This window comes from Cohaesibacter gelatinilyticus, from assembly GCF_900215605.1.
Classification (GTDB): Bacteria; Pseudomonadota; Alphaproteobacteria; order Rhizobiales; family Cohaesibacteraceae; genus Cohaesibacter; species Cohaesibacter gelatinilyticus.
Genome location: NZ_OBEL01000001.1, coordinates 833,766 through 856,724, shown reverse-complemented (window position 1 = coordinate 856,724; position 22,959 = coordinate 833,766). Strand labels below are relative to the sequence as shown.

The 22,959-nt window shown below is 50.7% G+C and carries 19 protein-coding genes, 1 tRNA gene and 1 pseudogene; 11 read left to right on the top strand and 10 right to left on the bottom strand.

Going from position 1 to position 22,959, the window contains the following annotated elements:
• Nucleotides 1–171: 171 nt before the first annotated feature.
• A complete protein-coding gene (locus CRO57_RS03795) occupies nucleotides 172–1,893 on the top strand; it encodes a Na/Pi cotransporter family protein (protein ID WP_097152049.1) in 1,722 nt (573 codons plus the stop codon).
• 148 nt (nucleotides 1,894–2,041) lie between these two features.
• On the opposite strand, the gene hemH is transcribed toward CRO57_RS03795, so the two are convergent.
• Nucleotides 2,042–3,070, bottom strand: coding sequence for a ferrochelatase (gene hemH, locus CRO57_RS03790; protein WP_097153179.1), 1,029 nt, complete (start codon nucleotides 3,068–3,070; stop codon nucleotides 2,042–2,044).
• Nucleotides 3,071–3,514: 444 nt separating this feature from the next.
• Here hemH and CRO57_RS03785 point away from each other — a divergent pair, with 444 nt between their 5' ends.
• The 7 genes from CRO57_RS03785 (at nucleotide 3,515) to CRO57_RS03755 (ending at nucleotide 8,615) form a co-directional block, all read left to right on the top strand.
• Nucleotides 3,515–3,958 carry a DUF2946 family protein gene (locus CRO57_RS03785; protein WP_097152048.1) on the top strand — a complete coding sequence of 148 codons (444 nt, stop codon included), beginning with the start codon at nucleotides 3,515–3,517 and terminating at the stop codon, nucleotides 3,956–3,958.
• A 157-nt stretch (nucleotides 3,959–4,115) separates the two neighbouring features.
• Nucleotides 4,116–4,742, top strand: coding sequence for a nitrous oxide reductase accessory protein NosL (locus CRO57_RS03780; RefSeq protein WP_097152047.1), 627 nt, complete (start codon nucleotides 4,116–4,118; stop codon nucleotides 4,740–4,742).
• 119 nt (nucleotides 4,743–4,861) lie between these two features.
• Nucleotides 4,862–5,419 carry a nitrous oxide reductase accessory protein NosL gene (locus tag CRO57_RS03775; protein ID WP_210200747.1) on the top strand — a complete coding sequence of 186 codons (558 nt, stop codon included), beginning with the start codon at nucleotides 4,862–4,864 and terminating at the stop codon, nucleotides 5,417–5,419.
• Nucleotides 5,416–5,745 carry a hypothetical protein gene (locus tag CRO57_RS03770; protein WP_097152045.1) on the top strand — a complete coding sequence of 110 codons (330 nt, stop codon included), beginning with the start codon at nucleotides 5,416–5,418 and terminating at the stop codon, nucleotides 5,743–5,745. The genes CRO57_RS03775 and CRO57_RS03770 overlap by 4 nt, the downstream gene beginning before the upstream one ends.
• Nucleotides 5,746–5,749: 4 nt before the next feature.
• Complete coding sequence (locus CRO57_RS03765; protein ID WP_097152044.1) at nucleotides 5,750–6,892, top strand: ABC transporter permease; 1,143 nt, start codon at nucleotides 5,750–5,752, stop codon at nucleotides 6,890–6,892.
• Nucleotides 6,889–7,611 carry an ABC transporter ATP-binding protein gene (locus CRO57_RS03760; RefSeq protein ID WP_097152043.1) on the top strand — a complete coding sequence of 241 codons (723 nt, stop codon included), beginning with the start codon at nucleotides 6,889–6,891 and terminating at the stop codon, nucleotides 7,609–7,611. The genes CRO57_RS03765 and CRO57_RS03760 overlap by 4 nt, the downstream gene beginning before the upstream one ends.
• Nucleotides 7,608–8,615, top strand: coding sequence for a hypothetical protein (locus CRO57_RS03755; protein WP_097152042.1), 1,008 nt, complete (start codon nucleotides 7,608–7,610; stop codon nucleotides 8,613–8,615). Before CRO57_RS03760 ends, CRO57_RS03755 begins: the two co-directional genes overlap by 4 nt.
• Before the next feature lie 60 nt (nucleotides 8,616–8,675).
• Here the strand turns inward: CRO57_RS03755 and CRO57_RS03750 are convergent, their stop codons facing one another.
• From CRO57_RS03750 to CRO57_RS03720, 8 genes and pseudogenes are all read right to left on the bottom strand, one after another.
• Nucleotides 8,676–11,738, bottom strand: coding sequence for an efflux RND transporter permease subunit (locus CRO57_RS03750; RefSeq protein WP_097152041.1), 3,063 nt, complete (start codon nucleotides 11,736–11,738; stop codon nucleotides 8,676–8,678).
• A gap of 4 nt (nucleotides 11,739–11,742) precedes the next feature.
• Entirely contained in the window at nucleotides 11,743–13,032 is a 1,290-nt protein-coding gene (locus CRO57_RS03745; protein WP_097152040.1) for an efflux RND transporter periplasmic adaptor subunit, read from the bottom strand.
• A 219-nt stretch (nucleotides 13,033–13,251) separates the two neighbouring features.
• A complete protein-coding gene (locus CRO57_RS03740) occupies nucleotides 13,252–14,385 on the bottom strand; it encodes a CaiB/BaiF CoA transferase family protein (protein ID WP_097152039.1) in 1,134 nt (377 codons plus the stop codon).
• Between the two features lie 333 nt (nucleotides 14,386–14,718).
• Complete coding sequence (locus CRO57_RS03735; RefSeq protein ID WP_097152038.1) at nucleotides 14,719–15,444, bottom strand: RlmE family RNA methyltransferase; 726 nt, start codon at nucleotides 15,442–15,444, stop codon at nucleotides 14,719–14,721.
• A 276-nt stretch (nucleotides 15,445–15,720) separates the two neighbouring features.
• A complete protein-coding gene (locus CRO57_RS03730; protein ID WP_210200746.1) occupies nucleotides 15,721–17,598 on the bottom strand; it encodes a Ppx/GppA phosphatase family protein in 1,878 nt (625 codons plus the stop codon).
• A gap of 239 nt (nucleotides 17,599–17,837) precedes the next feature.
• A tRNA-Gln gene (locus CRO57_RS03725) sits at nucleotides 17,838–17,911 on the bottom strand.
• A 70-nt stretch (nucleotides 17,912–17,981) separates the two neighbouring features.
• Nucleotides 17,982–18,137 (bottom strand): annotated as a pseudogene (locus CRO57_RS25340) (hypothetical protein); the annotation flags it as partial.
• Nucleotides 18,138–18,449: 312 nt separating this feature from the next.
• Nucleotides 18,450–18,896, bottom strand: a complete 447-nt coding sequence (locus CRO57_RS03720) for a MerR family transcriptional regulator (RefSeq protein WP_097152037.1) — start codon at nucleotides 18,894–18,896, stop codon at nucleotides 18,450–18,452.
• Between the two features lie 507 nt (nucleotides 18,897–19,403).
• On the opposite strand from CRO57_RS03720, the gene CRO57_RS03715 reads away from it, so the two are divergent.
• Both CRO57_RS03715 and CRO57_RS03710 read left to right on the top strand, forming a co-directional pair.
• Nucleotides 19,404–21,506: a heavy metal translocating P-type ATPase gene (locus CRO57_RS03715; protein WP_210200745.1), complete on the top strand. Its 2,103-nt coding sequence runs from the start codon at nucleotides 19,404–19,406 to the stop codon at nucleotides 21,504–21,506.
• Nucleotides 21,507–21,614: 108 nt separating this feature from the next.
• Nucleotides 21,615–21,986 (top strand): hypothetical protein, encoded by a 372-nt coding sequence (locus CRO57_RS03710; protein ID WP_097152036.1) that lies wholly within the window; start codon nucleotides 21,615–21,617, stop codon nucleotides 21,984–21,986.
• On the opposite strand, the gene CRO57_RS24965 is transcribed toward CRO57_RS03710, so the two are convergent.
• The gene (locus tag CRO57_RS24965; RefSeq protein ID WP_097152035.1) at nucleotides 21,983–22,174 is read right to left on the bottom strand and encodes a hypothetical protein; all 192 of its coding nucleotides are present in this window, start codon (nucleotides 22,172–22,174) and stop codon (nucleotides 21,983–21,985) included. The two genes, CRO57_RS03710 and CRO57_RS24965, sit on opposite strands and share 4 nt — an antisense overlap.
• Nucleotides 22,175–22,292: 118 nt before the next feature.
• Here CRO57_RS24965 and CRO57_RS03700 point away from each other — a divergent pair, with 118 nt between their 5' ends.
• On the top strand, nucleotides 22,293–22,916 hold the full coding sequence (locus CRO57_RS03700; protein ID WP_097152034.1) for a LuxR C-terminal-related transcriptional regulator: 624 nt from the start codon (nucleotides 22,293–22,295) through the stop codon (nucleotides 22,914–22,916).
• Nucleotides 22,917–22,959 lie beyond the last annotated feature (43 nt).

The window sequence follows — 22,959 nt, the reverse complement described above, 5'->3', positions numbered from 1 at the left end:
AGTACACTTTTTCTTTTCTTGATCGCTATATCTTGTTATATTCTCATCAACTTCATGATGATTTTGCATGTCTTGTCGAGCGAGTCGAAAGCTTTCCTCCCCGCATCTTTTCGGCTCAGGACCACGGTTAAAACCTGATGGCATCGGCGAGCAAATTAGGAAAGGTTTGCAATGGCAATCCTTGAATTCTTGATCAATCTGGCAGGAGCGACCATGCTTTTGCTCTTTGCCGTGCGCATGGTGCGCACCGGCATCGAGCGGAGCTATGGTGCATCCTTTCAGCGATTGCTGACGCGGCACAAGAAACCAGTCAAAGCCGCAACTGCCGGATTGGGGTTGGCCGTGGTGCTGCAAAGCTCTGCTGCCGTTGCATTGCTGGTCTCGGGTTTTGCGGCCAGCTCGCTCGTTGGCTTCGGCTCTGGTCTGGCTGCCGTCCTTGGTGCTGATCTGGGTTCGGCTCTCGTTATTCAGATCCTGAGCTTCAAACTCGATTGGCTCATTCCGCTATTACTGGCCATTGGCGGCTATCTATTCGTGAAGGTCGAAGATACCCGACCACGTCAGATTGGTCGTATTCTGATGGGTGTTGCCTTCATCCTGTTGTCGCTGGAATTGCTGCGTGCAGCCATGATGCCAATCCGGGATAGCTCTTTTCTGCCTGCAATTGCCGGTTATCTGGCCAAGGATTATCTGACTGCTTTCTTTGTCGGATCTGCTCTTGCCTTTGTCATGCATTCCAGTGTGGCAACCATTCTGATGTGTGTGACCTTGGTCAGCATCGATGCTTTGCCATTGGCTGCCGGTGTCTCACTGGTTCTTGGTGCTAATCTTGGCAGTGCCTTCATTCCAATCTGGCTCAGCCGGGGCATGGGCACACCGGGCCGTCGCATTCTCTATAGCAATCTGTTGTTACGGGGTAGCTGGGCTCTGGTGGCTTTGGGTTTGATCAATAATCTACCGGTTTTTGACTATCTGCCACAAGTGAGCGCGGGACAGATGCTGGTCAATGTCCATCTTGCCTTCAACCTCATTCTGTTGTTGAGCCTTGTCTTTGTAAGGGCGCTGGAGCCCGCCATGGTTCGTTTTCTGCCGGAGCGCGATACGCAATCGCAAAGTCAGGATCTGGGGCTTGTCCATTCTGCACTGGATCAGGCCGTACTTGGCACTCCTTCCCTTGCCTTTGCCAGTCTGAAACGCGAAGTCTTGCGCATGTCCGATGTGGTCGACCGCATGGTGCGCCCGGTCATGGATCAATATGAACATGGTGATCTGGACAAGATCGATGCGCTCATTGAGCTGGACAATCATGTCAATCAGTCACTCAGCGATATCCGCACCTATGTCGCGGCCATACCACAAGATGAAATGAGCAAAAAGCACAAGAAGCAGATTCACAATCTGATGGATTATGCCATTGCACTGGAAACCGCCGGTGACATCGTTGCCAAGCGCTTGCTGCCACTCGCAGAGCAAAAGGCTAAAGCCAAGCTGGAATTCTCAAATCAAGGCTGGAAAGAGCTTGTCTGCCTGCATGAGAAGGTTCTGGCCAATATGGCGTTGGCATCCAATGTGCTGATCTCCAATGACATGGAAAGTGCCCGCTTGCTGGTTGCCGAAAAGGGTGATGTGAAGCGCTATGAACGCAAGAGCCGCAAACAGCATCTCAAGCGTCTGTCCGAAGGTGCAACACAATCCTTTGACTCCAGCGACATTCATCTGGAGACCTTGCGTGCACTTCAGGACTTCAACAGCCAGATTTCAACGGTTGCCTATCCGATCCTGTATCAGAAGGGTCAGTTGCTTGAGACACGCTTGATTGAAAATCTGAAAGAGAATGCCAAGCATCTGGAGGACGACAACTCCCATAAGGATGCCCTTGGTGGCACAGCCTGATTGTATGACTTGAGTTCATACGAAAGAAAACCCGGTATCCATAAAAACTGGATACCGGGTTTTCTCTTTTCTAACGAACAGATCTTGAAATCTTTGTTTCAGAACCAATTTTTATCCGAAAAATGCTTCAACTTTTCAAGAACATGCTCTAGATCCAGCCCTGCAATTCGTTCCGAACCAGACTTTCCAGCATATCCATACCTTCGTCGCTATCATTGAGACATGGCAGGAAAGCAAATTGTTCGCCGCCATTCTCCTTGAAGATATCGCCATTCTCGCCGGCAATCTCTTCCAGAGTTTCCAGACAGTCTGCAGAGAAGCCCGGCGTCAGGATAGCCAGCTTCTTCACACCCTCCTTAGCCAGACGCTCGACGGTTTTATCGGTATATGGCTGGAGCCACTCTTCCGGACCAAAACGAGACTGGAAGGTAGCGAGCATATAGTCCTTGCTCCATCCCATGGCACCGCGCAGCAGACGCGAGGTTTTCATGCAATGGCAATGATAGGGATCACCCATATCAAAATAGCGTTTTGGGATACCGTGGAAGGAAGCGAGGATCATCTCTGGCTCAAAGTCCAGCCTTGAGAGACTGTCCTTCAGCGATATGGAAAGAGCTTCGATATAAGCAGGATTATCATGATAAGGTGGTAGGGTGCGCAAAACTGGCTGCCAGCGCATGGTCTTTAAAACATCAAAAACCTTGTCATTCACCGTTGCAGTTGTTGCAGCCGCATATTGCGGATAAAGCGGCAGAACCAGCAGACGTTCGACACCCTGCTCCGCCAAGGCTTCAATCCGTTCCTTGATCGAAGGATTGCCATAGCGCATTGCCCAATCGACAACCACATGAGAACCGAGCGCTTCCAAACGTTTGGCCAGCTTATCTCCCTGATCGCGCGTAATGGTGCGGAGCGGAGATTCATTGCGCTCATGGTTCCAGATTTCTTCATAGGCCTTACCCGACTTTTGAGGACGGGTCTGAAGGATGATGCCATTGAGGATCGGCCACCATTTCCATTTAGGCTCCTCGATCACGCGCTGATCTTCCAAAAACTCTTTCAAGTAACGGCGCATGGACCAATAATCGGTCCCATCTGGCGTGCCGAGATTGACCAAAAGGACGCCAATTTTGCCAAATTTGACAGGCGGGTGATTGTCTGGCCAAAAGTCCGTCATGTAATGGTCCTTCGTATCCTGCGGCATAAATAATCTTTGATCTCGCTCACAAGCGTCTTACGGACAGATCATGAGCATCCTGTCCGTGTACGGTCAATTTGCACACCTGGATCAGCCACACGTGCAATCGAAGATCGGATATCAAAAATATTGGAGCCTGGTCCTTAACTTGTGTCAAAAGCACCATATCGCACTCAGCAATTTGCTGACATGAATAATTGGTAATTCGAACATGTTTATCTATGCGGAATTTCTCACCATGTTCCTTGCAGCTTCAATCACAAGAGCAAAATGTTCTCTCATATTTCAAATGACAGTTATCGATAAATTTTGGGCAATTTGCGTTTCATCAAATCTTTAAATTTTCGCATTTACTAATCTATCGCCATAGGGCGGCAGTAAAATAGGCGGATTTGCCTGTCTAAGCCTGTACTCGAACAATGAATGGTAGACGTTGTGATCAGACTGAGCCAACTTGCAAGAAGCTATATTGCTGCATGGTTCGCCATGCTGGCGATCAGCTTGCAAATTGTGTTTGGTATGGCACATACCGCTGCGATGCTGGCCGTCGCTGCCGGACCTTTGATCCTCAACTCCCCTGACAGCCTTTCCTATAGCTATCTTCAAATCTGTACGGCCAATGGTCTGATCAGTTTCGAAGGCGGCAGCTTGCCAGAAGGCTCCAGCGAGAGAGATCAGGAGAAAGCCAAAGACCGCTGCCCGGTCTGTACATCAGCAGCTACGTCCCCCTTCACTGCTGACGCTGGTATTCCTATCTGTCCGATCCCGGATCTGGATCGCGCTATCGCGATCCCTGATCTGCATCAGCTCTTTGCCCTTCATGATGAATGGCATGAACCTATTCGCGGTCCCCCTGTGTTTTCCTGATTTCTCAATTTATCGCTGAAATCTGAATTGTTTTCAATTGCCTATGTCCAAGCGCATAGCCTCCGCGGCGGCCTGCAATGCTGCGAGCCTGCTCGTATGTAATCGGACAATTCGTTTCGGCGCTTTCCATCTAAATTGCCTGAACAGGAAAACTGTCATGAAACGTCGTGAATTTCTTACTTCTGCCGCTCTCGGTTCTCTCGCTTTGATCGCATCCAATACCATCAGTGCCGCCAAAGGCATGGTGACGCCGTGGGATTGGACCAAAAAGAACGGCCTCACCAACCATATGCCGAAGGATGAGAATCCTACCGATAAAGAGTTTGAAAAATATCCACGCTGTACATATTGCGGCATGCCACGTCAAAAATGGAGCCATACCCGTCATCTCATTCAATATGATGACAACAGCACCGAAGGCACCTGCTCCATTCATTGTGCATCCCTCTCCCTGGGTCTCAATATGGATCGCAATCCGAAAAATATCTGGGTTGGTGATGCAGGGTCGGACGCAAAGGTCAAGCCACTGATCAAAGCCGATGAAGCCCATTATGTCATCGATCCATCAAAACCTGGCACCATGGCAAGTGTCAGCAAATGGGCCTATGCCGACAAGGCAAAAGCTGACGCGGCTGGCGGTGAAAAGGTGGTCGGTTTCGATGATGCTTTGCAGGCCGCTTATGTCGACATGGGCAAGAACACGCTGATGATCCGCAAGCGTCGGGCTGAGAAACGCGCCCATATGATGAAGAAAATGAAGGATATGAAATCCAAGAAGCAATAGACCTGCATTTTTCGCAAATCATTGCTTTTGGCTCTCCTCGCTCCTGTTGTTGCAGGAAATAGGGAGAGCCACGCTTCCTGTTTCATTATGCATCCATTGGATCTGCCAAGGATCTAGCCATGTGCTGTCATAAATCTTATAAAGACACTCCTCTGTCCCGGCGCAAATTGATGACCGGACTGGGTATCATCGGTCTTTCCACCAGCCTTACTCTAACGACAAGCGCATTGGCGCAAGTTAAAACGCCCTTTGGTACACCTTTGCCGGGCGAGCTGGATAGCTGCCCGGTCTGCGGCATGTTCCCCGAGCGATATCCCGACTGGATCGCAACAGTGCTCTATGAGGATGGGCATGCCGATCATTTCGACGGAGCCAAAGACATGTTCAAATATCTGTTGGACATGGAGAAATTTGCCAAAGGCCGAAGCCGGGATCAGATCGCCAAGGTTGGTGTCACCGATTATTACGCCACCGAGCGGATTGATGCCACCAAAGCACTCTATGTGATTGGATCGGACGTCCTTGGGCCCATGGGGCATGATCTGATTCCTCACCCGGATGAATATGACGCCAAGGAGTTCACCAAGGATCATCTCGGGCGGCGTACTCTCACCTTTAGTGAGATCACAATGGACCTTCTCCTCGCATTGGACAAAGGGGAGTTTCTGGTCAAATGACACTTCGAAAATCCAATCTGGCCCTCTCTCTTCTCGGCATCGGGTTGTTGGTCATTTTTGCCATGATGCTCAATTCCTTGCGATATGACACCAGCACAACGCCCACACATAGCATCGCCAAAAGCCTGGTTCATCAATTGGGATTGACCGACCTCGCCCTTTTTACCGAGGCTCGCTATACCCGCCATCCCACTCAGGCCGATCTCCATACTGCCTTTCAAGATCATCCTGTTGGTCTTGATCATTTCCCTTCCGGCTCACTCATCGCCCCGCCTCCAAGCTTTGGTCCTGGTGGCAACTTTGCCAATGAGCCGGTGAAGGAGTAACGCCATGCAATGGTTCAATCGACAAAGATATCTCATCGATTTCACACTTTCATCGCTACAGCGTCGCAGCGGGCGTAACCTGACATTGTTCACCGTCTACAGCCTTGTGGTGTTTGTGCTGGCGTCGGTGATGTTCTTCAGCCATGCCATTCGACGTGAGGCCTCGGACATGATGCGTGGCGCTCCGGAAATCACAGTGCAGCGTATGGTCATGGGACGTCACGATCTGGTCCCACTGTCCTATCTGGATGCCATTGGTAAAATCCGTGGTGTTCGCAATGCGCAAGGTCGCCTCTGGGGCTACTTTTTTGATCGCTCCAGCTTTGCCAATTATACCTTGATGGTGCCGACCAAAGGTGCCAAATCCCACAAGGTGGTGCAGGGCGAAACGATCATCGGCGAAGGCGTTGCCCGTATGCGTGGTGTTCGCGAGGGTGGCTCGCTCTTTCTCTCCTCACCGACCGGCAAGATCTTCAAATTTCGTATCAAAAAGATTCTTCCTCGCTCGACCGCACTGGTCAGCTCCGATCTGGTGTTGATATCCGAGTCAGACTTTCGGCGCTTCTTTGTGCTTGCGGATGATGTCTATACCGATCTGACGTTGGAAGTGCGCAACAGCCGTGAGGTGGAAACCGTTGTCGGTAAAGCAGCCTATAGGCTCCATGATGCACGCTTCATCACCAAGGCCGATATTCTACGCACTTATGAAAGCATCTTCTCCTGGCGCGAAGGCATCATGCTTGCCCTGCTCGGCACCTCACTCTTGGCCTTTGCCATATTCGTCTTTGACAAAGCCTCTGGTCTTTCCGGGGAAGAAAGACGAGAGATTGGCATTCTGAAAGCTGTAGGGTGGGACACTTCAGATATTCTGGGCATGAAATTCTGGGAAGGGGCTATGGTCTCGCTCTTTTCCTTCATCACCGGCGTCATCATGGCCTATGGCCATGTCTTTTTCTTCGATGCCGGGTTGTTGCAACCCGTGTTGCAAGGATGGGCGGTTCTCTATCCAGATTTCTCGCTGCAACCTCATCTTGATGGCCTTCAACTCGCCACGCTGGCTTTCTTCACCGTTGTGCCTTTTACCGCCGCCACCATCGTTCCCATCTGGCGTGCGGCCATTACCGACCCCGAGCAGGTGATGAGATGATCGAACTCTATGATATTCATAAGATTTACAATCAGGGTCAAAGCAATCAAGTCAACGCCGTGCGTGACGTGACCATTACCCTTGACCTCAACCAGACCAGTGTCTTGAAAGGCCCTTCCGGGTCGGGCAAAACCACTCTCCTCAGCTTGATTGGCTGCCTCTCACGGCCCACCTCCGGTCGTATCATGCTGAATGGAGAAGTGATCTCCAATCTGCCTGAAGCCTATATGAGCGAAATACGGCGCCGCACCTTTGGTTTTATCTTCCAGCGGTTCAATCTTATTCGCGGCCTCAGCGTGCTTGAGAATGTCATGGTTCCTGCCTATCCCTCAGGCGGGGATCATGGAGCATTGATAGTGCGCGGAAAAGAACTCCTATCTCTGCTCGAACTGGGTTCCAAGGCAGACATGTCTGTCGAAGCCCTATCAGGTGGAGAATCTCAACGCGTGGCCATTGCACGCGCACTCATCAATGATCCCTCCATCGTCATCGCCGATGAGCCAACCGCCAACCTGGACACGGCTCTTTCTGAGCAATTTTTGCAGATCATTGGACAGCTGCGTGAAGCAGGAAAGACCATTATCATGACCAGTCATGATCCACGGATCTGGCAAGCGGAAATTGTGGATCGGGTCATTTCCATGAAAGATGGCGGCATCGAAGAGGATCAGATCAATGAGGCTGCTCATGAACATCCTTGGCATGAGGTGATAGCATGATCTTTCAAAGCACCATCCTTGCGCTGCTCCTGGCCTCTCTTCTCTCCAGCCTTACACTTGTATGGGCAGCGTGGTTTGCCTGGAGTGTTCTACGCAATTGGGATGTATCCAGCGGTCATTCCAATCAAATCAGGATGGAGCGCAAGACCTATCTGGTTTCCACGGCTCTGCGTTTTGTCATGATATTGGAATTGGGTGGCCTCTTGCTGTTTGTCTATAATGCAGACCAAATGGCGGTTCTGTTCGTCGGGGCCATGTGTGCGGTTGGCACGTTGAACATGAACGAGTTTGGCTTCCCTGCCCTTCTCTTCAAGCTTGTCGGATTCTTCGGTGCCTCTGTCTGGTTGATCCTCAATCATATCGACAGCAAAGGACGGGATTATCCGCTCACCCGGTTCAAGTATGGTGTTCTGATTGGCCTTGCTCCAGTTCTGCTGATCGCAGGTGGACTTCAGTTCGCCTATTTTTACGAGCTGGATCCCAACGTCATCACCTCTTGCTGCTCGCGCCTGTTCACACCTGAAACATCTGGTGTAGAGGCAGCACTTTCTTCGCTCTCTCCAACCTCATCCCTCGTAGTCTTGTTTGGAGGCTTTGCATTTCTGATGATGGTTGGATTGGTCGTCTGGAAGCAGCCCCAACTTGGTCTTCTCTATGGACCGTTATCGCTGCTATTTTTTATCGGCTCGATCATCGCAATCATCTCGGTGGTTGCACCATACATCTATGCGCAGCCATATCACCATTGTCCCTTCTGTATCCTGAAAGCAGAATATCATTATATTGGCTATGGGCTCTATCTGACATTGTTCCTTGGAACATCCTTCGGAATGGCATCAGGTGTTTTGTCCCTGCCGATAGGGGCTCTGACATCATCCAGCCTGACGCCAGTCTTGCCAGCAACCATCCAGCGCTGTCTTGTCTGGTCATTGACGGGCTTTGGGGCCTTCGTCGCGCTTTGTCTCTTTGCGATCATGAGCTCACGTCTGGTACTCTTTCATTAAGAGCAAACAGCAAAAAGGCGGGAAATTTCCCGCCTTTTTCTCTGGTATCTGATTTGTCAGCTAGCCTTCTTTCACTGTCTCGTCACCTTTCACTCGGAAGAAGACCGAATAAAGTGTTGGGACAACAATCAGTGTCAGAAGCGTTGCAAATGACAGGCCGAAGATGATGACCACCGCAAGACTTTTGAAGAATGGATCCCACAAAAGCGGCACAACACCAAGGACAGTTGTCAAAACTCCAAGGCTCACCGGGCGCACACGACTGACAGAAGAGTCGATCACAGCACTCAAGCGTGGTTTGCCTTCTGAAATTTCCAAGTCCGTCTGATCGATCAGAACAATGGCATTCTTGATCAGCATGCCAGTGAGGCTGAGTACGGCCAGAATGCCCATGAATTCCAAAGCGGTTCCGGTGACAATTAATCCCCAGATGATACCGACACCAATTAACGGCACTGTCAACCATATGATGACTGGCTGGCGAACGGCGTTGAAGAGCAGGAAGACCACCAAAACCATGGCACCGAACCCGAGCGGCATGGTGGAGGCAAGACCAGCATTGGCTTCGGCACTATCACCAGACTCACCACCCCATTTCAGATTGTAGCCAACAGGCAAGTCAATAGCTTCCACCTTGCCTTTTACACGAGCAAACAAGTCCGTCGCATTATCGCCTGGTGCCGGATCAGCTTGCGCCTTGATCGCCAGGGCGCGATTTTCTCGCAAGAGCTGGGCATTTTCCAATTCGGTATCGAAACTCTCGACCACTTGTGTGATCGGGATATATTTGCCCGTACCAGAGTTGAAAATCTGGATGGTTTGCAATGTTTCCGCACCTTTTCTATCCGCTTCATCCGGACGGAACAGGATCTGTTGCAACTCATCCCCTTCGCGATAAACGCCAATGGCAGTACCAGAGAAATGGGCAGCAATCGCCTTGGTGATATCACCCTGGGTTAGGCCAAGACGGCGCATATTCTCCTCGCGGATGCGAGGGCGGATCACCTTGACCATTTCACGCCAATCATCCTTAACTGCAACGGCACCAGCCTCGGCATAGATCCTCTTTGCTTGCTCTGACAATTCACGCAAGACAACAGAATCCTGACCGGTAAATTTGGCTTCAATTGCACTGCCGCCACCTGGGCCCAGTTTGAATTTCCAAACCTTGGTGAAAGCTGCCGGGAAGTTGGCTTCGATATATTCCCTCACCGAGGTGAGAAGTGGATCGATATCTTCATACCCTTTTACATCCACCAAGATCTGCCCATACGCATTGTTGTCGCTGCCAGCATCATAGATCAACATGAAGCGCGGATGACCACCCCCAGCCATGCGGTTGGTTCCGGTAACACCGGGAAGCCCTCGAATATGCTCAGCGATTTTTGCCGTGTCGTTTTGAGTTTGCTCGATGTCAGTCCCTTCCGGAAGGAAGTAATCGACAACGAATTGTGCTCGTGTCGATGACGGGAAGAAACCTTGCTTCATATAGGGAGTTGCAGCAAAGGATAAGCCGAGCAGTCCAAATGCCAAGATGATGGTGACATAGCGATAGTGCAGTGCAAATGTCAGAAGCTTCCGATATGCGGCGAGAAACGCGCCTTCCTGCTCTCCTTCTGCATTCTTTGAAGCTTTTTCACCCTTTAGCATCACCGTGCAATAATAAGGCGTCAGCCAGATTGCGATCAGCCAGCTGAAGAGCAGCGCAATGGAGATGGTCCAGAAGAGAGACCCGGCATATTCCCCGGTTCCATCTGGCGAGAAGCCAATAGGTGAGAATGCCAAAAATCCAACCACGGTTCCACCAAGCAAAGGCCACTTGGTTTGATTGACAACCGCTACCGCAGCACTGGCCGGGCTCTCCCCCTTATGAATGCGCACCAAGGTGCCTTCCACCACGACAATGGCATTATCGACCAGCATACCAAGCGCAATGATCAACGCGCCAAGTGAGATACGCTGCATATCAAGGCCATAGAGGTTCATGCCAAGCAAAGTACCTGCAACGGTCACAAGTAGAATACCCCCCATGAGCAGACCGGAACGAATGCCCATAAAGAGAAGCAAGGTACCGACCACAATACCAAGGGCCATCACGACGTTAAGCACAAAGTCGTTGACGGAGATCCGTACACTTTCGCTCTGCTCTGAGACCGGAATGATATCAATACCAACCGGGCGCAAGCTTTCCAGCTCCTTGATCCGGGCTCTGACCGCATCGCCCATTTCTACAACATTGCCACCGAGCACGTTGGAGATTGCCAAACCAATGGCTGGCTTCCCATCGCGATAAAGACGTTTGCTGATGGGATCCTTGATACCTCGGGTAACCGTCGCGATATCTTTCAGGCGGAAAGAACGGCCGCCTTTGGGATCGGAGATCACCAGTTCCTCCAGAGACTGAAGCGAGGACACTGCAGCACCTGGGCGGAACACCACGCGCAAATTGCCTGCTTTCACACTACCGCCGGATACGACAAGATTTTGCCCTTCGAGCACTTGTGCAATTTGGCTCGCTGAAAGTCCAAGCTGGATCAGACGGGATGGCTGATAGTTCACATAGATAATTTCTTGTGGCACTCCAATCTGAATGACCTTGGATACCCCTTTAACCAATACCAACTCACGTTGGAGCGTATCCAGATAATGATGGATTTCCGATAGGGAATATCCGTCACCTGTCACGGCATAATATTGAGCATAGACATCGCCATAATCGTCATAGACTTGAGGCGTGCCTGCATTGGGAGGCAGTTGGCGCTCGGTATCAGAAATCTTGGCTCGAAGCTGAGTGAATTTCTGCGCCAGAATATCGCGGGTTTTCGCAGCTGCAATGGTGAATTCAACCGTAACCTTCGACAGACCAGCGGATGAAGTTGAAGTTACCTTTTTGATGCCAGCAAGCTGCTGTATTGCTGTCTCGATTACGTCTGTGACTTCTTCCGAGACTTCCTCGGCCGAAGCGCCTGAATAAGGTGTGATGACCTGTGCCGAGCGAATAATGAACTCGGGATCTTCAAAACGCGGCAAGGATGTATAGGAAACATAGCCCAGAAGGAGAATGACCAATGTCAGCAAAGCGCTGACAAGTCTCTTCTCAATAGCAAACTTAGCGAGATCCATGATGTCATTCCCCGATCACGGTGACGGGGTTGACCATCTGGCCAGCTTGCAGAGCCGAGATGCCAGCACTGGCAATCATTTCACCAGCTTTCAAACCTTCGAGGATTGCAACATCTGCGCCAGTGATCTGACCAGCTTTTACAGACCGTTTGCTAACTTTTTTATCTTGCCCAATAACCCAAACGAAGGCACTGCCGTCTGGCTCGGATGCCAGCCCTGTTACCGGGATGGAAAGTACAGATTGCCCTTTCAATTTTTCGACCACCCAGATCCTTCCCGTCATACCAGGAAGGATCGTGATGTCATCTGGCGGCGCTATGGAAACGCGAGCACGGAAGGTTTGGGTTGCGGCATCGGCCTGAGTGGAGAAGTCAACCAACTTCACATCGAATGCCTGATCTGGTAACGCATCCAGGGTTGCTTTTACATCCGGGTTTTTCTTGTTGGAGAAGCGAGCAACATCGGTTGCAGGAATGTCCAGAACCAGATCAAGACGATCCAGTTTTTGCAAAATAGCGATGGATTCTTTCGCCTGCACATTAACGAAATTGTCGACCTGACGTTTGGCAATCACGCCGGCAAAGGGAGTACGTAGCGTTGCATCTGCCAGGTTGTTTTGTGCCGCCTGTATCTGGGCCTGCAATCCCTTGATGCCAGCTTCTTGAGCGTTGATTTCTTCCGGACGGGAACCTGCCTGCCCTTTGATCAGTTCCTGTCGGCGACTTTCCAACTCAGCCTTGGCGACGGTTAGAGAGGTTGTATCATTGTCCAATTGGGCCTTGGTAATCACACCACGGCTAAACAGTGTCTTGGACCTCTCGACCTGTTGAGCTGCCGCATCAGTTTTCGCTTGAGCTGCCTCTTGTGCTGCTTTCAAAGCTGCAACATCCTCAGCGCGAGCCCCACTCGCCATAGCGGCCAAATTGGCTTGCGCCTGTTCAAGCTGGCTTTCCAGCTGCGCAATCGTGTTCTTCAGATCACGGGTATCCAATTTGGCAACGATCTGGCCTTTTTCGACTTGTTGGGCCGCTCGAATAGGCAATTCAACAATCTGACCCGAGACGCGGAACGATAAATCCACTTGCTGTGCGGGAAGAACCGTTGCCGGATAATTTCGTCGGATTACCGCCTCTTCTCCAGCCAATGTGAAAGCTTTCACAGGTCTCACCATCAACTCACTGTTCCCTTGGGTATCGCTGCCCTGATCACAAGCAGAAAGCAACCCGGCAAGCATCAGGACAGAACCGAACGTTATATATCGAGACATAGTAGAGGTACGTGGCAGCAAGCACATTGGCTTTTCTCCAACTGATTGTTGTTCTTATATTTCTGCATTCAATAACCTGCGCAATCAACGCAGAGGGGCAATTATTTAAAGTCTATGCATTTTTAATCAAGGAACAAGTATTAAGTCCCATTCACACAGGTTCTTTACAACAACAGAACTCGAAGATATGCGATATAATCATCAAAACCGGTTCACATTGATAGCCAGTGTGATCGACCAGATCGATCAGCTGAATTCCAACCTGACTGCCTCTGTGTGCGCCCCAAGGGCTGGGATCTTTTTATAATCCAACCGTTCACGCCCCGGTGGCAAAGGCAAAGAGAAAGCCTTATCATTTGGAAGAATAGATTCACCGCGCTTCAGAGCAGGATGGCCAGGCAATTCTTCGAGTTTTGTAACACGAGACCAAGCAATCTTATGCTTGATCAGACGTTCGATTGCTTCCTTCCGCGTCCAGCCGGCGAAAATGGGATTGATCTCTTCATCCAAGGTGAGGCGATTTTCACTTCGCCTGGGATTGGTTTCAAACAGAGGATTTGTGGGAAGATCTGGACGTTCCAACACACCTTCACAGAGACGCAACCATTCAGAATGATTCTGAATGGCGATCACCAGATCGCCATCCTTGCAGGCAATCTTGGTATAAGGATAGATGACGGCATGCGAGAGGCCGTTTCTTGTGGTCTCATGATCCAGATAATCTTGATAGAGTAACGGCACTGACATCCAATCGGCCATGCAATCAAACATCGCCACCTTGATATGCTTGCCTTTTCCGGTGATACCCCGCCCAATCAAGGCTTCCAGCACCAATGCGTGGGCAACCATGCCGGTGCCAATATCAGCAATTGATACGCCAACTTTCACCGCTTCATCTGGCGTACCTGTCACCGTGCAGATGCCACTCTCGGCCTGCACCAGCATATCGTAGGCCCGCATATCCCGATATGCACTATCCTGACCATACCCATAGATATCGACGACAATCAATTTTGGATATCTGGCGGTTAACTCTTCGCCGCCAAGGCCCAAACGCTTGGTTGCTCCGGGCGCAAAGTTTTGAATAAACACATCTGCCCTCTCCAGCATCTTGTGGAGCAGCTCCATGTCTGGTTCAGTCTTGATATCCAGAACTGCACTTTCCTTGCCACGATTAAGCCAGGCGAAATAGGCGCTAGTTCCCTTCACTGCTTCATCATATTTTCGGGCGGGATCCCCTTCCTCGCGCTCGATCTTGATGACGCGGGCTCCGGCATCAGCCAGTTTGACACTACAGGTCGGTGCGGCAACCGCCTGCTCCAGCGATACGACCAACAGGCCTGTCAAAGGTTGATCATGACGTGAAGGTATGGAAACCATTGCCAAACGATCCTTGAGACTAGAAATAGGTTTTGGGCACGGTATCAGGTCTGAACACCAAAGGGGCAGAAGAAAAAGTTGTTTCTCCCTTGGGAATTGGTATGGCAACTTTGCGTTCACGAAAGCACTTCTCACAATTGTTGAATCGCGAGCAGTGCTTTAATTCTTCTATTTAAAGCGAGTTCTTATCCGATCCGAAAAGTGCTTCAACTTTTCGGATCGGATAAGAACTCGCTGTAGCGTTGCGGATCAACAGGCTATCACATCGCAACTACGTAAATTCTTTGATGAAGGACTCGATCAAAGCTCGCCGATCAGGCTAAGCTAGCCACCCTATTTCTCGTCTTCCTTACGACCACGGAAGCCCTTGGCAAAAACATACATTTCCGGGCTTTCCTTGCGGCTTGCCGGTGGCTTGATATGTGCGATGCTTTGATAATCCCGTTTCAGCTCCGCCAGCATGTCGTGCTCGGTTCCTCCCTTGAAGACCTTGGACAGAAAAATACCGCCCGGGCGTAAATTTTCCTTGGCAAAAAGTGCTGCGACTTCAAACAGATGCACGGTACGCAGGTGGTCGGTTTGCTTATGTCCGGTTGTTGGTGCTGCCATGTCGGATAGAACGATATCTGGTGGATGACCTCCAAGAGCGTCCATCAACGCTTGCGGGGCATCGTCATCCAAAAAATCCTTTTGCAGGACATGTACACCCGCAATCGGGTCCATGCCGAGATAATCAATTCCCACCACAAGCGGGTTGTCACTGTTGGATTGAACCCGGCCAGCAGCGATATCACACCAACCACCAGGAGCGCAGCCAAGATCGACCACGCGCATGCCAGGTTTCAGGAACTGATATTTGTCGTCCATCTCGATCAATTTGAAGGTTGAACGTGAACGGAATCCTTCTTTTTTGGCACGTTGAACATAAGGATCATTCAATTGACGCTGGAGCCAGCGCGTTGAGGAAGCCCGGCGGCCGCGCGCGGTTTTCACGCGCACGCGTTCAACGCGATGTCCTTGAGAGTCCCGGCCTTCTCCGCCGCTTTTTCCCTTAGCCATAATTCCCGTTCCTGTCTTCACTCAACCAACGTCTTTGCGGATATATGATCCTGCATACATGCTGTCAAACTCTTAAAGCACTTCTCACAATCGCTGAATCGTGAGTAGTGCTTTAACCCTTTGATCCAAAGCGAGTTCTTATCCGAAAAGTGCTTCAACTTTTCGGGAACACACTCTACACCTATCCAGGTCAATCGACTTCATCCTGGATGGTCCAACTCCTTGCCGCACAAATCTTTTAGGTTGGATTGTGAAGTCGATCCAACGATACGCAAACTAGTCCTGATCCGAGCTGCTGCTCTGCCCTTGCGAGGTTGAGGCCTGGCTCGATTGTCCACGATGGCCTCTGCCCCCACGCCTACGAGGACGGCGGCTCTTTCCGGAGCGTTTCTTGCCGGATTGCGGTGTCCAGACACCATCGTCCAACATCATCTCCATCAAGATTCCTTCGCGTAAACCGCGATCTGCCACACGCAGTTGTGGGCACGGCCATTCACGATGAAGCGCTTCCAGAATAGCACAACCTGCCAGTACAAGATCAGCGCGATCCTGTCCAATGCAAGGGTTGGCGATCCGTTCTTCAAAATCCATATCAAGTACACGACTGATCATGGAGCGCACTTCATGGGCGCTGAGCCAGGTTCCATCCACCTGTTTACGATCATAGCGCTCCAGCCCCAGATGCACCCCGGCAAGAGTGGTGACCGTCCCAGAGGTCCCTAACATATGGATATGTTTGTTCTGAATGGCATGTGCCAGCGCTTCACGTTCTTCAAATTCATGCAACATTTCGCGCACTTCAGAGACCATGGCCTCAAAATGCTCTTTGGTAACAACATGTCCACCATGTTTTTCTGATAGCGTAACCACACCGACCTGCAATGAAGTCCAACAGCGCATACGCTCGGACAAACGGCGCATGGCACGGCGGGTCTGGCGATTACGCTTTTCACCTGGCAATGGCTGCTTGTCTTCTTCGGCGATCTTATCCAGATCCAGCCAGACAATCTCTGAAGACCCGCCGCCAATATCAAACAGAACAACCCCTTCCGCTTCCGGATGTACAAGAGACGCACAGCCGGCAACAGCTAGACGTGCTTCTGTCTCACGATTGACGATTTCCAGCTTCAGGCCTGTTTCCTTATAAACCCGATGCAGGAATGCGCCACCATTGAAAGCCCTTCGGCAAGCTTCTGTTGCAATCAGACGGAAGCGTTTGACGCGGCGATAGGATAGTTTTGACTTACAGATCTTGAGGGCTGCAATGGCACGTTCTTGCGCATCATTACTAAGACGCCCGGTCTGGGACAGTCCTTCGCCCAAGCGCACAATGCGCGAGAAGGAATCCACCACGCGGAAAGACGGACCATGAGGTTCGGCAACCAGCAAACGGCAGTTATTGGTGCCGAGGTCAAGCGCTGCATAAACCGTTCGATCAGGACGTTGCTGGCCTCTGTTGCCAGTAGATTGCCCCTGTCTTGCACCACGCGGTTGAGAACCTCGATTGCCACGATGATCACCACCATGCTGGCGGCGTTGCTCACCTGAACGTTCGCCACTCTCTTGCTCCGAACGATCTTGTCTGGTTTGAGATGACCGTTGTGTCTGTTGTTCTTCACCTGATCCACCACGGCGGCGGCCTTTGCGACCATGCCGTTTCTGATCACGAGCTGGGCGTGTATCACGACCAGATCTTTCACCGCGTTCTTGTTCGCCAGACGAAGAACGATCCTTGCGATCTTGATCTACTTGAATGTTTGCACCAGAGGCGGATTTGTTTTTGAGAGAGAAGCCAACACCACTATCTCGCTCAACCTTATCTGGCTGGCGAGTAGGATTGTTTTGCTGAGCTGCGGGTACAACTCCACGTTTACGCTTACCTTTACGGCGGCGTGATTTGGACTTGGGCTGCTCTGCCTGCCCGGTCTCCGACCCCTTGGACCCGGATTTTCCGTGAAGCCTATCAGGCTCCTGCCGATTCGCAGAAGACCGGCGACCCGCATTTGGGCCCCGCTTGTCGGTCCTCTCGCCTTTTGTGACAGGAGACCTGCTTTCACTTCTATCTTCTGCCGCCTTACCTTTGGTAGCGGAAGAAGACGCAGGTTCAACAGCTGTACGACCCCCTTTGGGGTGGTCGTCAGCTTCATTTGCCACTTAGCGTCTCCTGCTGCGCTGCTTCATGTGGACAAGACATGGCGCGCAGCCTGTGATTCAATATCAATGTCACCGCTTAGTCTATCAGGCCCCCACAATAGAGCAAGACAAGAGAATGGCTTTCTCGCCTTTTTGCGACCAATGTTGCTCGCACGCCATCGTCCCACACTTCCTACAAGATGCCGCGCAAAACGGACATGTTGAGGAATGCTCAATGTTCAAAATTGCAAGAGAAAGAATGGCTGGGGATCCTGGACTCGAACCAGGACCGACGGAGTCAGAGTCCGCTGTTCTACCATTAAACTAATCCCCAGCAGGATCAGCGAGCTCAAAACCACGCTGTTTGGTAGTGAAGGATCGTTTAATCACTTTGCTTTGACCCGTCAAGCATCTTCACTCATATGTGCACAAATCCGTGGGGAAAATAACAACCACAGGATTTTCCTTCTGTTGGGTCGGTATATCGCGTTGTCGGCATGTTCTGTCAATGTGAAGAGGAATGTAGACTTGCCTGCCCCTGATGGGCCCTTGATCGCGACGGTCTGGCCTTTGCCATATCCAGATGATCATACAATAAAAAAGAACGTCCTTCTCACTCTTCACCCTCAGGTTCCGCAGACTGACGATGAATCAAAATGATGATCTGCCATTCATTTCATGCAAAATGAAAGAAATGCACATCTCCCATCAATCCAGTATTTTCAATCGGATGATCACAGGGGCAGGGTTTGTTGGACATCAGCAGAGTAACCAGAGCGTTCGTATAACGGTTTTGCCGGAGTTGATGAATTCCACTGCCCATTCTCAACTGGTCGATGAGCAGGCAAAAGAACAAGGTGCTTTTAGAAAAATTACCCTTGGTGATCCAGGCACTTATCCAATTTCGCGTGCTCACCGAGACATTCATCATGATTGTTCAAGACTTCCAGAATACGGCAATTGGCCACATCCGCATGGTTGCAGCCACCAATCATGCTTTCCAGCTCTTTTTTGAGGGCTTCAAGCCGGGCAATATGCTGATTGACCAATTCCAATTGCTTAATCGCCAATTGATCTGCTGTCTCACAGGAAGCGTCCGGATAACGGGTCAAATCGAGCAAAGCGCGGATTGCATCCAGACCAAAACCCATATCACGAGCATGCCGAATGAAGGTCAAACGCTCCACTGCAGATCCCTCATAGCGACGCTGTCCACCATCGCTGCGCTCCGGCTCCTCGAGAAGATCAATTTTCTCGTAATAGCGAATAGTAGGCACCTTGGTGCCAGTCCTGCGCGATAGATCTCCGATAGTCAGCATGGTTTCATCCGGAATTTGGGTCTGTCAGTTCCTATAGGATGGAGTGTTGAGCGGCAAAATCAATATAGTTGTGTATTTTTTTCAAATTATCCCTTGAAGCTATAGCCGCTATAGGCCTTACAAATCTTGTCAACCAAATGATTTTATAGCCTGACCTTTGAAGTCAGGCCGTGGAAAGGAAGACCAATGGTTGATCGTTCGAGCCTTGATCCCAGCTCCTGCGGATGTTCCAATCAAGAGAATAAAACCACTTCAGTTTCAGAAGCTTTGGGAGCGGTCACGCCAGCGCCAACAAACTCTACTGAGTCGACGACCTGCTGCTCCAGCACTTGCTGTGAGCCCGAACCGCAGATTGATCCTGCTCCACAAACGGGCTGTTGTGCCAGCAATAATAGTTGTGGTTCAAATGAAACTTCGTCCTGTGATCAGGTGCCCTTCAATCCAAATCAGACGCCAAAAGGCCGCTCTTTTCAGATAATCGGTATGTGCTGTTCCGAGGAAGTTGCGATGCTGAAGTCGGAAGTCGGGCCTGTTGTTGGTGGTGCGGAACATCTGGGTTTCGATCTGTTGAGTGGCCGTATGATTGTTCTGGAAAGCGCCAAGGGTATTTCCGATGCCTCCGTTATAGATGCTGTCAACAAGACTGGTCTCTCTGGGGCGATATGGGAAGAAGGCGCGGCCAAAAAAGAACGAGATCTGCAATTCTTCCGTTTGAAATTGTTCACAATTGGTAGCTCCCTTGCCTGGGTTAGCGGCTTGCTCTTTCATTTGTTCGAAAGCAATACAGGCGGCATATTCGACCTCTTTGCCGGCCATGAAAATAACCCGATGCCAACGCTTGAGCTCGGCCTGTATGTAATTGCCGTGATTTTGGGTGCCCGCTATGTTGCTCCGAAGGCTATCTATTCAATTCGGCGACTTTCTCCCGACATGAATTTGTTGATGATGGTCGCAATTATTGGCGCAATGATCATTGGAGAGTTTTTCGAAGCGGCGACAGTCGCGTTCCTTTTTGCACTATCCCTGACACTGGAGGCTTGGAGCGTAGGACGAGCGCGCAATGCAATTTCCTCTCTCCTCAGTCTCGCACCACAACAAGCACTCAAATTGGAAACAGATGGGAGTGAGAGGCTTGTAGCCGCAGAGAAAATCTTGATCGGTGATCAATTTATCTTGCGTGGTGGAGATCGAATTCCTCTGGATGGCATCGTTCTTTCAGGCCGTAGCTCGGTCAATCAGGCTCCAATCACTGGGGAGAGCATCCCTGTTTCCAAGGAAGAAGGCGATGAGGTGTTTGCAGGAACCATCAATGGTGATGGTAGCTTGACGGTTCGCGCCACCAAAATGGCACGTGATACGGTCCTGTCTCGTATCATCACCATGGTTCAGGATGCCCATTCCAAACGTGCAGATGTCGAACAATGGGTAGAGAGGTTTGCCAAGATCTATACGCCTATTGTCATGGCGCTGGCACTCTTGGTTTTCGTTCTCCCTCCCATGATTTTGGGCGGTGCTTGGTCCGAATGGTTCTACAATGCCTTGGTGCTGTTGGTTATTGCCTGCCCATGTGCTTTGGTGATCTCCACTCCCGTGGCGATCGTTGCTGCACTGGCCGCAGCAGCCAAGCATGGTGTGCTGGTCAAAGGGGGCGGTTTTATTGAACTACCGGCCCGAATGGATGCCATCGCACTGGACAAGACAGGCACTCTGACCCGTGGCGAACCGGAAGTGTGTTCCATTGTTGCCTTTGATCCGATTGACGATGACCGACTTTTGGCAATTGCGGCCAGCTTGGAAGCGCGCTCTTCCCATCCTCTTGCTTTGGCTATTCTGGACAAGGCCAAATCCGAGAACATCTCCTTTGCACAGCCACTGGACGCAGAAACCAACCCAGGCCGAGGCGTGAGCGGGATCATCGAAGGCATCAACTACTGGCTGGGTTCTCCTCGCTATGCGAAGGAAAAGGATATGATTTCTCCTGCAGTGGTGGAGATGCTATCCAAGCTGGAAGCCAAGGGACAGACTGCGGTTCTCGTCGGAAGCGATACAGCCCTTTTGGGCATCATCTCGTTGGCGGATGCGATCCGTGATGACGCAAAGGACGTTATCTCAGCACTCCATTCTCACGGTGTCAAAACAATCGCCATGCTGACCGGCGACAATGAGCAGACCGCCCAAGCTGTTGCCAAGGAAGTAGGCATCGACAAGGTCTATGCCAATCTGCTGCCTGCGCAAAAAGTGCAAGCCATTGAATCTCTTATGAAGGATCATGAAGTTGTGGCCATGATAGGTGACGGCGTCAATGACGCCCCAGCCATGGCCCGTGCCAGCTTTGGCGTTGCCATGGGAGCCGTTGGATCTGATGCAGCCATTGAGACGGCCGACATGGCTCTTATGAGCGATGATATCGCCAAACTGCCCTGGATGGTTGGTCATTCTCGCCGAGCTTTGGGCATCATCAAACAAAATATCATCTTCTCGCTAATCATGAAGGTCATATTCGTGACGCTTACCATGCTCGGGATTGCGACCATGTGGGGGGCTATTGTTGCCGATGTTGGCACGTCCCTGCTGGTTGTCAGTAATGCCTTGCGTCTGCTCAAAAGCTAGACATGCAACCGTAATCCAATAATTCAGAGAAGCGCCCTCAATCAAGAGCGCTTTTCCTTTAGCGCGATTTCCGCTAAAGCTGAGGAAATTGATCCATAAGGAATTGTCATGAAAGCCAATCCGCTGAAACTGAACAACCTGCAACTCAAGACACTTGTTCTTACCCAAATTCTGGCACGTCGTCAGCCTGACGAAGCTTGGGGGAAAGACGGTTCCATTACACTTCATTCTATTCCGCAACCGCATGGTGACCATGTTCATATTGGCGAATTCACGATAGCAGCTCGCGATGCCACAGGTTTCTCCAATCGTGCTGTCTGGACCGCATTGGCTCGCAAGGGACTGGTTCGATCACGCGATGTACCGCCAATTGCACTCACCCGTGAAGGGATGGAATATGAAACGGGATTGGATCACCATTTTGTAAAAGAACCAGAGCAATGCGGATGTTGTGATGACGGCAATAATTGTAGCGGTTAGTAGAAATAAACACCTGATAGTCGAACCATAAGGTTGTGCTTGATCACCGTAGGATCATGATCATCAGGTTTCAAAGCTGCATTCCCTTCGAATGCAGCTTTTTTATCCTCTTTTTCCATTTTTTCTGCATGTTTCAGCCTGATCCATGCAACGACTGCATTGACTGCTACACCTGTATCAGTGGACAATGGTGACCTGATACCCGAAAAATCAAGATATTACTGGCAGTTGCGCCAGCTTTGGACTTGAAAGGCACCTGCTGCCCATCGGCAAATCAGCGCCTGTTTGGGATGGGGGACAGAAACAATGCGCATCATACTTGCAGATGATCACCCGATCTATCGCTCTGGGCTTTGTCAGATCCTGTATGAAATGTTTCCTGATGCCCGTGTTGATGAAGCTGGCGACAAAGCCGTCCTGTTTCGTCAACTGGATCAATTGCCCGCTCCGGATCTGATTATCTCCGATCTGGTCTTTCCCGGCTTTGATTATATTCACGACCTGAAGCTTATTAGAAGACGGTTTGCTCTCTGTCCGATCATTGCCGTATCCATGATCAATGATCCAATGGAGATCGAACATATCATGGCTCTGGGTCTGAACGGCTTCATCTCCAAGGCTGTTCCTTCTCATGACGTGGTCAAAGCAATTGGCAATGTCATGCAGGGTCAGATCGAAGTCTGCTTCTCGCAGACCTATATCGGCCATGAAACAGTCACCAGTGCTCATATCTCCCTGGACGATCTGACACCACGTCAGATTGAGATACTGAAATTCCTGCGCCGCGGCCTTTCCAATAAGGAAATTGCGCGGGAACTTGATCTTTCGCCTTTCACTGTTCGCAGCCATGTGTCTGCACTGATGAAAAATCTAGGTGTTTCAAACCGCGCAGCCGCATCTGCAATCGCTGCCAGCCACGGTATTTCTTGACATCAAAGCCTTTGCTTCCAAGCTATTCTTATCCGAAAATTGC